Annotated in this window: 13 protein-coding genes and 3 tRNA genes; 9 read left to right on the top strand and 7 right to left on the bottom strand. The window is 71.6% G+C overall.

Going from position 1 to position 14,692, the window contains the following annotated elements; all coding sequences use genetic code 11:
• Window positions 1-27 precede the first annotated feature (27 nt).
• On the bottom strand, window positions 28-861 hold the full coding sequence (locus tag ABD339_RS08525; protein WP_344563858.1) for a maleylpyruvate isomerase family mycothiol-dependent enzyme: 834 nt from the start codon (window positions 859-861) through the stop codon (window positions 28-30).
• A 10-nt stretch (window positions 862-871) separates the two neighbouring features.
• Window positions 872-1,456, bottom strand: a complete 585-nt coding sequence (locus ABD339_RS08520) for a TetR/AcrR family transcriptional regulator (protein WP_344563857.1) — start codon at window positions 1,454-1,456, stop codon at window positions 872-874.
• A 268-nt stretch (window positions 1,457-1,724) separates the two neighbouring features.
• On the opposite strand from ABD339_RS08520, the gene ABD339_RS08515 reads away from it, so the two are divergent.
• Complete coding sequence (locus tag ABD339_RS08515) at window positions 1,725-2,495, top strand: SDR family oxidoreductase (RefSeq protein ID WP_344564419.1); 771 nt, start codon at window positions 1,725-1,727, stop codon at window positions 2,493-2,495.
• Window positions 2,496-2,589: 94 nt separating this feature from the next.
• Here the strand turns inward: ABD339_RS08515 and purL are convergent, their stop codons facing one another.
• From purL to purS, 3 genes are read right to left on the bottom strand one after another with little or no spacing between them, the layout of a single operon-like run.
• Entirely contained in the window at window positions 2,590-4,893 is a 2,304-nt protein-coding gene (purL, locus tag ABD339_RS08510) for a phosphoribosylformylglycinamidine synthase subunit PurL (RefSeq protein ID WP_344563856.1), read from the bottom strand.
• Window positions 4,890-5,567, bottom strand: coding sequence for a phosphoribosylformylglycinamidine synthase subunit PurQ (gene purQ, locus ABD339_RS08505; protein ID WP_344563854.1), 678 nt, complete (start codon window positions 5,565-5,567; stop codon window positions 4,890-4,892). Before purQ ends, purL begins: the two co-directional genes overlap by 4 nt.
• Window positions 5,564-5,866, bottom strand: coding sequence for a phosphoribosylformylglycinamidine synthase subunit PurS (gene purS / locus ABD339_RS08500; protein ID WP_344563852.1), 303 nt, complete (start codon window positions 5,864-5,866; stop codon window positions 5,564-5,566). Before purS ends, purQ begins: the two co-directional genes overlap by 4 nt.
• Before the next feature lie 426 nt (window positions 5,867-6,292).
• On the opposite strand from purS, the gene ABD339_RS08495 reads away from it, so the two are divergent.
• From ABD339_RS08495 to ABD339_RS08460, 8 genes are all read left to right on the top strand, one after another.
• A complete protein-coding gene (locus ABD339_RS08495) occupies window positions 6,293-6,610 on the top strand; it encodes a histone-like nucleoid-structuring protein Lsr2 (RefSeq protein WP_344563850.1) in 318 nt (105 codons plus the stop codon).
• Between the two features lie 138 nt (window positions 6,611-6,748).
• Window positions 6,749-6,820: transfer RNA gene (locus tag ABD339_RS08490), tRNA-Gly, on the top strand.
• Between the two features lie 79 nt (window positions 6,821-6,899).
• Window positions 6,900-6,972 (top strand) — tRNA-Gly (locus tag ABD339_RS08485).
• A gap of 180 nt (window positions 6,973-7,152) precedes the next feature.
• The gene (locus ABD339_RS08480; protein ID WP_344564418.1) at window positions 7,153-8,196 is read left to right on the top strand and encodes an ABC transporter ATP-binding protein; all 1,044 of its coding nucleotides are present in this window, start codon (window positions 7,153-7,155) and stop codon (window positions 8,194-8,196) included.
• A complete protein-coding gene (locus ABD339_RS08475) occupies window positions 8,193-9,038 on the top strand; it encodes an ABC transporter permease (protein WP_344563849.1) in 846 nt (281 codons plus the stop codon). Before ABD339_RS08480 ends, ABD339_RS08475 begins: the two co-directional genes overlap by 4 nt.
• A 110-nt stretch (window positions 9,039-9,148) precedes the next feature.
• Complete coding sequence (locus ABD339_RS08470; RefSeq protein WP_344563848.1) at window positions 9,149-10,573, top strand: sensor histidine kinase; 1,425 nt, start codon at window positions 9,149-9,151, stop codon at window positions 10,571-10,573.
• Between the two features lie 156 nt (window positions 10,574-10,729).
• A complete protein-coding gene (locus ABD339_RS08465; RefSeq protein WP_344564416.1) occupies window positions 10,730-11,332 on the top strand; it encodes a response regulator transcription factor in 603 nt (200 codons plus the stop codon).
• A gap of 95 nt (window positions 11,333-11,427) precedes the next feature.
• A tRNA-Gly gene (locus ABD339_RS08460) sits at window positions 11,428-11,500 on the top strand.
• Between the two features lie 68 nt (window positions 11,501-11,568).
• Here ABD339_RS08460 and ABD339_RS08455 read toward each other — a convergent pair.
• Entirely contained in the window at window positions 11,569-12,510 is a 942-nt protein-coding gene (locus ABD339_RS08455; protein WP_344563846.1) for a phosphoribosylaminoimidazolesuccinocarboxamide synthase, read from the bottom strand.
• Between the two features lie 377 nt (window positions 12,511-12,887).
• A complete protein-coding gene (locus ABD339_RS08450; protein WP_344563844.1) occupies window positions 12,888-14,474 on the bottom strand; it encodes a N,N-dimethylformamidase beta subunit family domain-containing protein in 1,587 nt (528 codons plus the stop codon).
• Window positions 14,475-14,692: the final 218 nt, after the last annotated feature.

Here is a 14,692-nt window from a genome sequence, read left to right as displayed (position 1 = left end):
CTGCGCCGAACCGGGGACCTGTGACCTTCAGCCCAGTACTGGCAGCACGGCGGTCAGGTCCGAGCGCTCGCCACTGGCCGACAGCTGGCCGGAGGCGAGCGCTTCGTCCCAGGTCAGGCGGCCGGTGGCGAGTCGCAGCCAGGTGACCGGGTCGGCTTCCACGACGTTCGGCGGGGTGCCCCGGGTATGCCGGGGGCCTTCGATCGCCTGTACGACTGCGAACGGCGGGATCCGCACCTCGACGGAGCCGCCCGGCGCCTTCGCGGCCAGCGCGTCGGCCAGCAGCCGGACCGTCGCGGCCAGCGCCTGGCGGTCCAGGCCCACCCGGATCCCCGTCGCGCGGGCCAGATCGTCGCTGTGGACGACCAGTTCGACCAGCCGCGTCACGGTGAAGTCGAGCATCCGCATCGCGCCGAACCCGTGCGGGACCAGCAGGTCCTCGCGTACGGCGGACTCGATGACCGGCTCCAGGTCGGCGACGGCCTCATCGATGCGCACCGCGCCGTCGGCGGCCCCGGCGGCCTCGGCGCGCGTCTCCTCGTCCAGGGTGTCCGCATGCGCCGCGGTCGAGACGGCCCAGCGGGAGAGGGAGACCTCGGGGGCTGTGGCGGCGGAGCCCGGCCCGGCCAGATAGCGGGGCACGGCGTCGATCTGGAGCGCGATGTGCACCAGCAGATGGTGGACGTCCCAGCCCGGGAGCCCGGAGGGCAGCGCGCGCTGCTCGGGCGAGAGCCGGTGCGCGGCGTCGGCCACGGCCTCGACCTGGTTGACGAGCGCCATGCGCATCCGTGCCGGGGCGTATGTACGAGGTTTCCGGTCTCTTCCTGCGGGGGTTCCGGTGGTTCGCTTCGCGGGCGGCATAGCCGTGAGATTAGCGGCTGGCCGCCCGCCTGGACCCCAGACCGTCGAGGGTGAGGTCGAGGAGGCGTTCGGCCTGGTCGCGCTGCTCGGGCCGGCCCGAGGTGAGGGCGATGCCCGCGAGGGCGGCGAACATGTCGCTCGCCCGGATGTCGGAGCGGAGCGAACCGGCGGCGACCCCCGCTTCCAGGAGCGTGGTGAGGGCCGCCTGGATCAGCTCGTGGCTCTCGGGGTGCGGGTCGGTCCCCGAGGCGACCAGGGCTCTGAGCGCTTCGGCCATGCCGAGTTTGGCGGTGGCGTAGTCGATGAAGCGGCGCGTCCATGCGCGCAGGGCCTCCTCGGGCGGCAGCGTCTCCAAGAGTGCGGGGGCCGCGTCGCACAGCTGGGCGACCTCGTTGCGGTAGGCGGCCTCGACCAGGGACTCCCGGGTCGGGAAGTTGCGGTAGAGCGTGCCGGTGCCCACCCCTGCCTCTTTGGCGATGCGCTCGAAGTGCGCCTCCAGCCCCTCCTCGGTGAACACGCGTACCGCCGCGGCCAGGATCTTCTCCCGGTTGCGCCGCGCGTCGGCCCGCAGTGGACGTCCCGCGTCCCGTCCCATCAGCGACTGCCTCCTCGTTGCCGGTTGCTAAGTGGAGGCACGGCCAGTTATTGTCCGACAGGTGAAGCGGCGGAGCCTCCACTTCACTGTAGGGCATGGCCCGGCCTGCCCATATCCCGCTCCCGCCCCTCCACTGGGCTTCTCCACCGGCCCTCTTTCGGCCTCTGTGCCGCTCTACGGCCTCATTCGGCCCGCCCGGTGGCCGGCGTGGGCCCCCTCCGGCCCACGGCCCCCTCTGAAAGGACTGCTCGTGTCAGCAATCGACGGCATGGAAGGAATCGACGGCGTTGAAGGCGTCGGGGACGTTGAAGGCATCGAGGGCAAAGTCGTGGCGATCACCGGCGCGGGCAGCGGCATCGGTGAGGCGACCGCCCTCCTGCTCGCCGAGCGCGGCGCGAAGGTCGTCCTCGGGGCGCGGCGCACCGAGCGCCTGGAGGCCCTGGCCACCCGCATCGAACAGGCGGGCGGCACCGCCACCTGGGCCCCCACGGACGTGACGCGGCGCGCTGACTTGTCCCGTCTCGTCGAGCTGGCCTGCGAGCGGTACGGCACGCTCGATGTCCTCGTCAGCAACGCCGGGGTCGGCCTCATCTCCCCCCTGGACGAGCTGCGCGTCGAGGACTGGGACGAGATGATCGACGTCAACCTCAAGGGCGTGCTGTACGGAATCGCCGCCGCCCTCCCCGTCTTCCGCGAACGGGGCTCGGGCCATTTCGTGCACACCGTCTCCACCTCGGGGCTGCGCATCGTCCCCACGCAGACGGTCTACGCGGCCACGAAGAACGCCGTCCGCACCCTCTCCGAGGGGCTGCGCCAGGAGGCCGGGGACAGCCTGCGCGTGACCGTCGTCTCCCCCGGCGCCGTCCGCACGGACTTCGCGGAGCGCATGGACCCGGCGATGAAGGCCGAGATCAAGAAGCTGATGGCCGAGAGCGCGCTCGCACCGGACGCGGTGGCCCGGGCCATCGCCTTCGCGATCGAACAGCCGGACGATGTCGATGTGAACGACCTCGTCGTACGGCCCACCGCGCAGAGGTAGAGCCCCCAGGGCCGCAGGCACAGGCGGGCGCCCGTACGGAATTCCCGTACGGGCGCCCACTGTTGCTCTCGTTCTCAGACGAAAGCCCTCGTTCTCAGGCGAACAGGCTCGGGAGGGTCGCCTCGTGCTCGTGGCGCAGCTCCGTCAGCGGGATGCTGAACTGGCCCTGGATCTCCAGGTCTTCGCCGTCCACGACGCCGATGCGGGCGGCGGGCATGCCGCGGGCCGCGCACATGTCGGTGAAGCGGACCTCCTCGCTGCGCGGGATCGCCACCAGCGCGCGGCCCTGCGACTCGGAGAAGAGGAAGACGAAGGGGTCGATCCCGTCCGGGACGAGGATCCGCACGCCCCGGCCGCCCTTGAGGCAGGACTCGGCCAGCGCCTGCACCAGGCCGCCGTCCGACAGGTCGTGCGCGGCGTCCGCCATGCCGTCCCGGGAGGCGGAGATGAGGATCTCGGCCAGCAGCCGCTCCCGCTCCAGGTCCACCTTGGGCGGGCGTCCGCCCAGGTGGCCGTGGGCTACCTGCGACCAGGCCGAGCCGCCCAGCTCCTCCTCGGTGTCGCCCAGGAGGTAGACGAGCTGGCCCTCGGCGCCGAAGCCCATGGGGGTGCGGCGGGCCACATCGTCGATGACACCGAGGACGCCGACGACAGGCGTGGGGTTGATCGCCGCCTCGCCGGTCTGGTTGTAGAGCGAGACGTTGCCGCCGGTCACGGGCGTGCCCAACTCGCGGCAGGCGTCGGCCAGTCCACGGCACGCCTCGGCGAACTGCCACATGGCCGCCGGGTCCTCGGGCGAGCCGAAGTTGAGGCAGTCGGTGACGGCGAGGGGGCGCGCGCCGGTCGCGGCGACGTTGCGGTACGACTCCGCGAGCGCCAGCCGCGCTCCCTCGTACGGGTCGAGTTTGGCGTAGCGGCCGTTGCCGTCGGTGGAGACGGCGACACCGAGGCCCGTCCCGGCGTCGATGCGGATCATGCCGCTGTCCTCGGGCTGCGCGAGGACGGTGTCACCGAGGACATAGCGGTCGTACTGGTCGGTGATCCAGGACTTGGCGGCCTGGTTGGGCGAGGAGAGCAGGGCGAGCGTGGCGGCGCGCAGCTCCTTGCCGTCCGCGGGGCGGGGGAGCTTGGCCGGGTCGTCGGCCTGGAGCGCGTCCTGCCATTCGGGGCGCGCGTAGGGGCGCTGGTAGACGGGGCCCTCGTGCGCGACGGTCTTCGGATCGACATCGACGATCTTCTCGCCGTGCCAGAAGATCTCCAGCCGGTCGCCCTCGGTGACCTCACCGATGACGGTGGCCGTGACCTCCCACTTCTCGCAGATCTCCAGGAAGCGTTCGACCTTGCCGGGCTCGACCACCGCGCACATGCGCTCCTGGGACTCGCTCATCAGGATCTCCTCGGGGGAGAGCGAGGAGTCGCGCAGCGGCACGGTGTCCAGCTCGACCTGCATGCCGCCCGAGCCGTTGGAGGCCAGCTCGCTGGTGGCGCAGGAGAGCCCGGCGGCGCCCAGGTCCTGGATGCCGACGACGAGGTCGGCGTGGAACGCCTCCAGGGTGCACTCGATGAGCAGCTTCTCCTGGAAGGGGTCGCCGACCTGCACGGCGGGGCGCTTGGCGGGTTTGCCGTCGGTGGCCTCGAAGGTCTCGGAGGCCAGGATCGAGGCACCGCCGATGCCGTCGCCGCCGGTGCGGGCGCCGTAGAGGATGACCTTGTTGCCGGTGCCGGCGGCCTTCGCCAGGTGGATGTCCTCGTGCTTCATGACGCCCACGCACAGCGCGTTGACCAGCGGGTTCCCCTGGTAGCAGGCGTCGAAGACGACCTCGCCGCCGATGTTGGGCAGGCCCAGGCAGTTGCCGTAGCCGCCGATGCCGGCCACGACGCCGGGCAGGACGCGCTTGGTGTCGGGGTGGTCGGCGGCGCCGAAGCGCAGCGGGTCCATCACCGCGACGGGGCGGGCGCCCATGGCGATGATGTCGCGCACGATGCCGCCGATGCCGGTGGCCGCGCCCTGGTAGGGCTCCACGTAGGAGGGGTGGTTGTGCGACTCGACCTTGAAGGTGACCGCGTAGCCCTGGCCGACGTCCACCACGCCCGCCTGCTCGCCGATGCCGACGAGCATCGCCTCGGCGCCGGGCCCCTCGGTGGGGGCCTTCTCGCCGAACTGCTTGAGGTGGACCTTGCTGCTCTTGTACGAGCAGTGCTCGGACCACATGACGGAGTACATCGCCAGCTCGGCGCCGGTCGGGCGGCGGCCGAGGATCTCGCGCACCCGCGCGTACTCGTCCTCCTTGAGGCCCAGTTCGGCCCAGGGAAGGTCGGTTTCGGGAGTCTGCGCCGCGTGCTCGACGGTGTCCAGGCCCGGGGAGGTGCTGCCCGGGGAAGTGCTCTGCGGAGTCATGAGGCGACCAGCTTCTTCAAGGCCGAGGTGAAGAAACCGAGCCCGTCGGTGGTCGGTCCGGTCAGGGCCTCGACGGCGTGCTCGGGGTGGGGCATGAGGCCGACCACGTTCCCGGCCTCGTTGGTGATTCCGGCGATGTCGCGCCGCGAGCCATTGGGGTTGCCGCCCTCGTAGCGGGCGACGATCCGGCCCTCGGCCGCCAGCGCGTCGAGCGTGCGCTCGTCGGCGACGTAGCCGCCCTCACCGTTCTTGAGGGGGACGGTGATCTCCTGGCCGCGCGCGTAGTCGAGGGTCCACGCGGTCTCCGCGTTCTCGACGGTCAGCCGCTGGTCGCGGCAGACGAAGTGCAGATGGTCGTTGCGCGTCAACGCGCCCGGCAGCAGATGGGATTCGCACAGGACCTGGAAGCCATTGCAGATGCCGAGCACCGGCATTCCGGCCTTCGCCTGTTCGATGACCGTCCGCATGACGGGCGAGAAGCGGGCAATTGCGCCGCACCGCAGATAGTCGCCGTAGGAGAATCCGCCCGGCAGAACGACGGCGTCCACCTGGTGCAGGTCCTTGTCGCGGTGCCACAGCGCGACGGGTTCACCCCCAGCGATGCCGATGGCGCGCTGCGCGTCACGGTCGTCGAGGGAGCCGGGAAATGTGACGACGCCGATACGGGTGGTCACGCCACGGCTCCTTCGGAGTCGGCATCCGCCTCGGCCGGGCGTTCGACGCCTTCGTCATCCGTGACCCGGACGGTGAAGTCCTCGATCACGGTGTTGGCGAGAAACGTCTCGGCCAGTTCACGGATACGGGCGAGGGCGGCCCGGTCGACGGGCCCCTCCACTTCCAGCTCGAAGCGCTTGCCCTGGCGGACATCGGAGATTCCTTCGAAGCCCAGGCGGGGCAGTGCACGGTGCACCGCCTGTCCTTGGGGGTCGAGGATCTCCGGCTTCAGCATGACGTCGACCACGACGCGAGCCACGGGGTACTCCTAGTGCTTAGCGGGGCGCTGCGCTGGCCAGCGTACCCGCCATGAGAATCTACGCGCGTTGATATAGGTGACGATCCTGTTGGGACTTCGCGTAGCACTGGGAAAACGGCCGGGAAAAAAGTATGGTCCCGATTGCAGCCGGAAGCCGATCTGAATTCCGCCGGCCCACAATCTCCGTGCGCCCGTCGCGATCCGAAGGACAGCGGAAGCACACCGGAAGCGCAGCAGAACCCCGGCAGAAGCTCGGCAGAACAGCAGCAGAACCGCAGCAGAATGTGAACCCGCCCCCTATCCGGACTCGCCCGTATACCGGCTTGTCGCCCTCCGGCGACCCGCCCGTACTTGTCAGCGGACCCGCACAGAACGCGGTAATGCCGGGTGATCCCTTTAATGTTCCTGAAGGAAGGACCGATATCCGTGGCACAGCGCGTAGTGGTCACACTCTCCGATGACATCGACGGCGGAGAAGCGGCGGAAACGGTCACCTTCGGCCTCGACGGCAGGTCCTACGAGATCGACCTGACCACCGACAACGCCAAGCGCCTCCGCACCGAACTGGCCCCCTTCGTCGAAGCCGGACGCAAGCGGGCGAAGTCGGGCAAGACCTACCACCGCACACCCGTCCCCCCCGACCCCCGCGCGGTGCGGGCCTGGGCGGAGTCCAACGGCTTCGAGGTGCCGGCCAAGGGCCGCATCCCCAAGAAGATCTACGAAGCGTTCAACGCCGCGCGCTGAACGCCACCTTCGGGTGACACCGGGCCGCCCCTCCCCCGGCCCGGGGCCCCGCACCTCCCGACTTGCCATGCACCCCGGGTGATCGGCTAGAGTTCACATCACGCCGCGAGGGAGCCCCCGGGAAACCTCACGAAGCGCGCGGGTGTAGCTCAGTAGTAGAGCGCCCCCTTTCCAAGGGGGAGGCGCAGTGTGCGATTCCTGTCACCCGCTCTCCAATACCGCCACTTCGATCGGAAACGATCAGGTAGGGTATTGGTCGCACCACTCGGTGAAAGCCGGGTGGCGGCAGGCGGACGTAGCTCAGTTGGTAGAGCGCAACCTTGCCAAGGTTGAGGTCGCGAGTTCGAGCCTCGTCGTCCGCTCAGAAAAGGGCCCCGGTCTTCGGACCGGGGCCCTTCCTCGTTCCGGGTCTCACCTCGCGATCTGGAGATCCTTTTTCGGGATCCCGTCGTTTCGGGACGCGTCCACGGATGACATTCGTCATCTGCACCGATGACGACCCGCACTGCTCGAAGCGCTCGCACGGCGGAAACCTTGATGTCATGGACGCGATCGAGGTCGAAGGACTCAAACGCCGGTACGCGGCGGGCAAGAGCGGCACGTTCGAGGCCGTACGGGACATCTCGTTCTCCGTGCGCGAGGGAGAGATCTTCGCGCTGCTGGGCACGAACGGGGCGGGCAAGACCTCCACCGTCGAGGTGCTGGAGGGGCTGGCGCGGGCGAGCGCGGGCAGTGTGCGGGTACTCGGGCTCGACCCGTACACCCAGCGCGCCTACGTACGACCCCGTACCGGCGTCATGCTCCAGGAGGGCGGCTTCCCCTCCGAGCTGACCGTCGCCGAGACGGCCCGGATGTGGGCAGGCGTGACCAGCGAGGCCAGGCCCGCGCACGAGGCGCTCACCCTGGTCGGGCTCGGCGCGCGCACCGATGTACGGGTCAAGCAGCTGTCCGGCGGCGAGCGGCGGCGGCTGGACCTGGCGCTGGCGCTGATCGGGCGGCCCGAAGTGCTGTTCCTGGACGAGCCGACAACCGGCATGGACCCCGAAGGGCGCCGCGACACCGCCGACTTGGTGCGCCGGCTGAGCGCCGAGGGCACCACCGTGCTGCTGACCACGCACTACCTGGAAGAGGCCGAACAGCTCGCCGACCGGCTCGCGATCATGCAGGCCGGACGGATCGTGGCGGCCGGCACCCCGCAACAGGTGGTCGCGGCCCGGCCCTCGCGGATCTCCTTCCGGCTCCCGGCGGGGATCTCGCCCGAGCGGCTGCCGCTGACCGTACCCGCCGCCGTCGAGGGGCGCACGGTGTCCGTCAAGACCGACGCGTTGCAGTACGCGCTGACCGAACTGCTGCTGTGGGCACGGGATACGGGCATCGAACTGGAGGGACTGCAGGCGCGGTCGGCCTCGCTGGAGGAGGCGTTCCTGGAGATCGCCCAGGCCGGCGGCCGGCGCGACGGAACCGACGGTTCCGGGGGCGGTCCGCGGGATTCCGGCGACGGCACGCGGGGCTCGGGCGAGCCCGGCGGGAGCCAGGGCGCGGGGCACGGTGACGGTACGACGACGAAGGCGGGGATGCCGGTATGACCACGGTGACCGGAACACACGGCGGGGCCGGAATGAGCGAGCACACCGGAGGAACCGGAGGCAAGGGCGCCAGGTCGGGCGGGCTCTCCGGGCGGCGGCTGGGCACGCTCGCGCGGGCGGAGCTGACGCTGCTGCTGCGCAACAGGTCGGCACTCGTGGTCGCCCTGCTCGTACCCGTCGCCCTGACCTTCTCCCTCAGGTCCGCCGCCGAACAGTCCGACCTGAGCGGTACGGGGCTGTCGGTGGGTACCACGGTGGTGCCCGGGTCCGTGGCGATGGTGCTGGTCTTCGCCGTCTACAGCAACCTCGTCGGGGTCTACGTCGCGCGCCGCGAGGAACTGGTTCTCAAGCGGCTGCGCACCGGTGAGGCCAACGACCTGGAGATCCTCGGGGCCGGCGCACTGCCCGCCATGGCCGTCGGGCTCGCGCAGTGCGTGCTGCTGCTGGCCGGCGGGGCCGCCGTACTGGACGTGGGAGCCCCGGCACGGCCCGACCTGCTGGTCGCGGGCGTGGTGCTGGGCATGGTGCTGATGGCCTCGCTGGCCGCCGCCTCCACGATCTTCACGCGCAGCGCCGAGATGGCGCAGCTCACGCCGATGCCGCTGATGATGGTGACGTTCATCGGCTCGGGGGTCTTCGTCCCGCTGGAGGTCCTCCCCGACCGGCTGGCCGAAGTATTCCGCTGGTTGCCCATGACGCCCGTCATGGACCTGGTGCGCAGCGGCTGGACCGAGCAGCTCGGTGCCGGGGAGACGGTGCGCGCGGTGGCCGTCACGGTGGCCTGGATCGCGCTGGGCGCATACCTGGTGCGGCGGCGCTTCCGGTGGGAACCTCGCCGCTGATGCGCTGGGCGCGCGGTGCCGATGGGGGCTGCGCGCCTGTATCGAGGGGCGCTGAGTGTCGGAGGTGCCCCGTACGGTGAGAGCGGAATCGGGGAGACGGGAGGCGGCCGATGTTCCGCTGGGGCAGGGCCAAACGGCGTGCGTGGCGGCGCCGTAGCAGATACGAACAGGTCGAGGCAGCCACGCGCTGGACGCTGCTGGCCACCCCCTGGATCTTCGGAGTCAGCGGCCTCCCGCAGATCTTCGTCGCCCTCGCCGACGAGACTTCCGCGCGCTGGCTGGCCCTGCTGGTCGTCCTGCTCGGGTTCACCCAATGCGCGCTGAGCATGGGCGGGTTCCGCCAGGGCGTGAACAACTACCTGAACGTGGGGCCCGCGCCCGTACGGCGACTGCTGGTGATGGCGGCGGCGTTCGCCCTCAGCGTCGGCGCGCTGCTCGTGCTCGTCGCCCGGGGGCAGGTCGGGCCGGGCCCGTCGGTGGCGCTGACACTCTTCGGCGCCCTGCCCGCCCTCACCGGCACCTACGGGCTCTGCGTGCCCGTCCGCCGCGCCTCGGCCACGGTGACCGTGGGTGCCACCGTGCTGACCGGTGCGTTCGCGCTGGCCGGCATGAGCTTGGGCTCGCTCCTGGCGACCTGGTTCGTCACCGTCGCCACCGGACTCCTCGGCATCTACACGCCCCGCTCCTCGACCTGGTACCTGGCGGTGATGCGGGAGCTGGACCAGGCCAGGACGGTGCAGTCGCGGCTGGCCGTCGCCGAGGAGCGGCTGCGCTTCAGCCGGGACCTGCACGATGTGATGGGCCGCAACCTGTCGGTGATCGCGCTCAAGAGCGAGCTGGCGGTGCAGCTGGCGCGGCGTGATACCGAGACCGCCGTCGAGCAGATGGAAGAGGTCCAGCGGCTGGCGCGCGAGTCCCAGACCGAGGTGCGCGCGGTCGTACGCGGGTACCGGGAGGCGGGCCTGCACACCGAACTCGCCGGTGCGCGGGGGGTGTTGCGGGCGGCGGGCGTGGACTGCCGGATCGAGGACGGTGCGCCGGAGTTGCCGGCCGAGGCGCAGTCGGTGCTGGGCTGGGTGGTGCGCGAGGGCGCGACGAACATCCTGCGGCACGCGGAGGCCACCCGGTGCACCGTACGCGTCAGCTCCACCGGCCTCGGCAGGGAGGGCGCGAGCGCCGTGCTCGTGATGGAGAACGACGGCGTGTGCGACTCCCCCGCCCGCCCCACGAAGGGTGGCTCGGGCCTCGCGGGCCTGCGCGAACGCCTGGCGGCCCTCGGCGGCACGCTGACGGCCGAGCCCGCCGCGGACTCCGACGGCGCCGTGTCCCTTTTCCGGCTGCACGCGGAAGTCCCGCTCCGTGCGGGGCCAGGACCGGAACCGGAACCGGACGCGGGTGAGGGTGGGGGTGCAGGTACGGGTACGGATTCCGGCGCGGCGGCGGACGGGGGCGCGGACGCCGCACCCCGCACGGCGGCGGTTACCGGTAGAACGGCGAATACCGGTACAGCGGCGGATTCCGGTGCGCGGGACTGAGCGGGGCCGTGACCGGGCGGCGGGGAGGACCCAGGCAGGGCACGAAGGAGCAAGGGGAGAGCGGTGAGCGGTGTGTCAGGGGCGGAAACCGGCGGCACCGGCGCGGACGGGGCCGGGGCCGGGGAAGACCGCGAGGCAACGGGGCCGACGACGGCCATTCGCGTGCTGCTGGCCGACGACGAGCATCTGATCCGGGGTGCGCTGGCCGCGCTGCTCGCGCTGGAGGACGACCTGGTGATCGTCGCCGAGGCGGCGTCGGGGCCCGAGGCCGCGGCCATGGCGCGCGCCCACCGGCCGGACGTGGCGGTGCTCGACCTCCAGATGCCCGGCGCCGACGGCGTACAGGTCGCCTCCGGCTTGCGTACCTCGGTACCGGAGTGCCGGACGATGATCGTCACCAGCCACGGCAGGCCGGGCCACCTGAAACGGGCCCTGGCGGCCGGCGTCCGGGGATTCGTGCCGAAGACGGCGTCCGCGCAGCAGCTCGCGGAGATCATCCGCACCGTGCACGCGGGCAGCCGCTATGTCGATCCCGAACTGGCGGCCGACGCGATCAGCGCCGGGGACTCGCCGCTCTCCGCCCGCGAGGCCGAACTGCTGGAGCTGGCCGCCGACGGAGCGCCCATCGCGGACATCGCCCGCGAGGCGTCGCTGACGCAGGGCACCGTACGCAACTATCTGTCGGCCGCCGTCGCCAAGCTCGGGGCCGAGAACCGGCACGCGGCGGCCCGCATGGCCCGCGAACGGGGCTGGATCTGAGCGGCCGGATCCGGGCCCTTCCGAGTCCGGCTATACTGGGCGGCGCTTCACCACGATCCACCGCCCCCCCCGGGTGCCGGCGCTGGTGGGGTCAGGCGGACGTAGCTCAGTTGGTAGAGCGCAACCTTGCCAAGGTTGAGGTCGCGAGTTCGAGCCTCGTCGTCCGCTCCGCACGGAAGGGGCCCCGGTCTTCGGACCGGGGCCCCTTCGCCGTCACCATGACCGCCGCGCGGCGGTCAGCTCCAGGGGATACCGGTGAGGCGCTCGTACGCCTCGATGTAGCGGGCGCGGGTCGCCTCGACGACCTCCTGCGGGAGGGGCGGCGGGGGCTGCTCGGAGCGCCGGTCCCAGCCGGAGGCGGGCGAGTCGAGCCAGTCGCGGATGTACTGCTTGTCGAACGAGGGCTGCGAGCGGCCCGGCTCCCACTGGTCGGCCGGCCAGAAGCGGGAGGAGTCGGGGGTCAGCACCTCGTCGGCGAGCGTGAGCACGGGCTTGCCGTCGCCGCCCTCACCACCCTCGCGCTCCGCCGCCGCGTCGTCCCAGCCGAACTCGAACTTCGTGTCCGCGAGGATGATGCCGCGCTCGCGCGCGATGTCGCGGGCGCGGTCGTAGGCGGCGAGGGTGGACTGGCGCAGCTCGGCGGCGGTCTCCGGGCCCACCTCGCGGGCGACCTCCTCGTACGCGACGTTCTCGTCGTGCTCGCCCACGGCCGCCTTGGTTGCGGGGGTGAAGATCGACCCCGGCAGCTCGGAGCCGTTCTCCAGGCCCTCGGGGAGGGCGAGCCCGCAGACCGTACGGGTCTGCTGGTACTCGGCCCAGCCGGAGCCCGCGAGGTAGCCGCGGGCCACGCACTCGACGGGGATCATGCGCAGGGAGCGGCACACGGTGGTGCGGCCCTCCCAGTCGGCGGGCGCGCCGGGGGGCAGTTCGGTGCTGAGCACGTGGTGCGGCAGCACGTCGATGAGCTGCTCGAACCACCACAGCGACAGCTTGGTGAGGACCCGGCCCTTGTCGGGGATCTCGGTGGGCAGCACCCAGTCGAACGCGGAGATCCGGTCGCTGGCCACCATCACCAGTTCGCCCGCCCCGTTCTGGTACAGGTCGCGCACCTTCCCCGTGTGCAGGTGCTCCAGGCCGGGCACCTGCGCGGGCTCGGGCTTCTCGACAAATCCAGACACGGTTTTCCTCCCGGGGGGCGGCCGATGTACGACGGTCCGTCGATTGTCCCCTGCGGCTCTGTTGCCTGCGCGCACCAGGGCTGAGTGCCGCTCCCTGTGCCGGTGCCTGTGCCGATGCCGGTGCCATGCCTCCGGCGGGGCGGGGGCGACGGGTGGGTGGGCTTCCGCCACGGCGGAAAGTGGGACAGCGCGCGCCGGTTCGGCACCGCCGGGCTCCGCCGTCGGGCTGCGCGCCGTCGCGGCGGGGAAGAGTCGCCGTCGCGGCGGGGAAGCGTGCCGTCCCGGCGGGGAAGAGTCTCCGTCCCGGCGGGAAAATCGGTGGCGGGGCGGCGGAAGCAAAGCCGTGCGGGGCTGGGGCCGTGGGAACGTGCGGGACGTCAGTCCCGTTTGCAGATGCGGTCCAGGAGGTTGGACGTGGCGCGCTGGATGCGGTCGTCCACGTAGCCGGGGCGATCCAGCGCCGGGGACCAGGCGAAGGTTCCCGAGGAGAAGACGAGGGCGCCGGACGGGGCGCGGTACAAGGAGGTCTCCTGGTGGCGCCGGGCGCCGCCGCGGTCGCGGTAGGGCGAGTGGGCCAACAGGATGCGCGAGGTGTACTCGGGCAAGGTGGTGCGGGGAAAGTAGTGGTCGGCCTCGCCCGCGACGAGGCTGGGCAGTTCGTCGCCCTCTCCCGCGCCGGTCGCCTCCCACAGCCAGTGGTCGGCGTTGCGGACGATCAGCGGGTAGGGCTCGGCGACCTGGGTGGCGTACTGGATGCCGAGCAGCGACTGCTCCGGTTCGCCCTGTTCGCGCCAGAGCGAGGGACGGCCGGGGCCGCGCCGTTTTCGGCAGGTGAGCAGGCGGTCGGGGGCGCCGGAGGGGAGGGCCTCCAACTCGACTTGCCAGTACATGGTGTTGGCGGAGAGGAAGACGAGCGCCGTGCCGCTGTCGCGGGCTTTCTCGGCGGCCCTGCGCATGGGTACGGACCAGTATTCGTCGTGGCCGGGGAAGACGAGGCCCCGGTAGCGCGTGGGGTCCACACGGCCCGCGTGCAGGTCGCGGGTGTCGGCGTAGGCGAGGTCGTAGCCGTAGCGCTCGGCCCAGCGGATGAAATCGTAGGCGTGGCCCACGTGCAGGGGCAGGCCCGAGCCCGCGTAGGGTCGGTCGAAGGAGACGGTCATGGCCGCGTCGCTCTCGCCGAGCAGGCGCCCCTCGTCGTCCCACGCGTGATACAGGCTGGCCCCGAGGCGGCCGTCCTCGGGGAAGAGGTTGTACGCCTGCCACGTCACGTCGGGCAGGACGAGCAGCAGGTCGGCGGGGTCACGGTCGCGCACTGTGAAGGGGATGTGCGAGCGGTGCCCGTCGGCGGTGGTCAGGACGGCGACATAGGCGCCGGTGCTCCAGAACTCGGGGATCTGGAGCCGCCAGGAAAGCCACCAGTGGTGGCAGGAGACGGTGCGGTCGGCGGTGAGCGGGCCGGGCTGCATGATGCCCGACAGCCGGGGGCTGGTAGTGATCTTCGTGGCGCCCGCGCCCGCGTAGTGCCCGATGCGGTAGATATCGACGCTGAAGGGCTGGGGCGGGTTGACGGTGATGCGGAAGTCGATGGACTCACCGGGCGGGGTGCCGCCCGCGACGGAGGCGAAGCCTTTGATCTGGCAGCGCACATCGTCGGCGGGCGGCGGGCCGCTGCGGGAGGGGCCGCTCCTGCTGCGCGGCGGGAGGAGGCGGTTGCCGCCGGCCAGTTCGCGTACCAGCTCAGGGGTGCGGGAGGTCTGGCCGGGCGCCGGTTCGCAGTCGATGTACCAGGGGACGAGGCGGCCGTTCTCGAAGTAGTTCTCGCTCACCCGCAGCCAGGGCAGGGGGCCTTGGCCGAAGGGGTCGGTGACGGCGTGCGCGAGGGCGCCGGACTCCCAGCGCCGGGATGATGCCCCCTGTTGTGCGTGGGGTGCGTGCCGCTGTTGCTCGGTCCGCTCAGTTCCCACTGTCTGCTCCCTCCCCGCTCCCCAGGCATGCCGGGACGACGCCGTTCGCCGCCACGTTCCCGGCCGGTGCGCCGCCGCGTTCGCGACGGGCCCACTCCCCGGTCCTCGTGCCGTGCCGCGCCGTGCCGTGCTGTGCCGCGCTTTGGTGACGGCAGACAGCACATCACATTACGCAAGCGCGCGGTCACCCTTCGTTTCTAATCAGTGGGCGATGAGGG

Origin of the sequence: Streptomyces axinellae, assembly GCF_039532135.1 — a bacterium.
Taxonomy (GTDB): domain Bacteria; phylum Actinomycetota; class Actinomycetes; order Streptomycetales; family Streptomycetaceae; genus Streptomyces; species Streptomyces axinellae.
The sequence above is the reverse complement of the archived record's forward strand: the minus strand, read 5'-3'. Positions and strand labels throughout refer to the sequence as shown.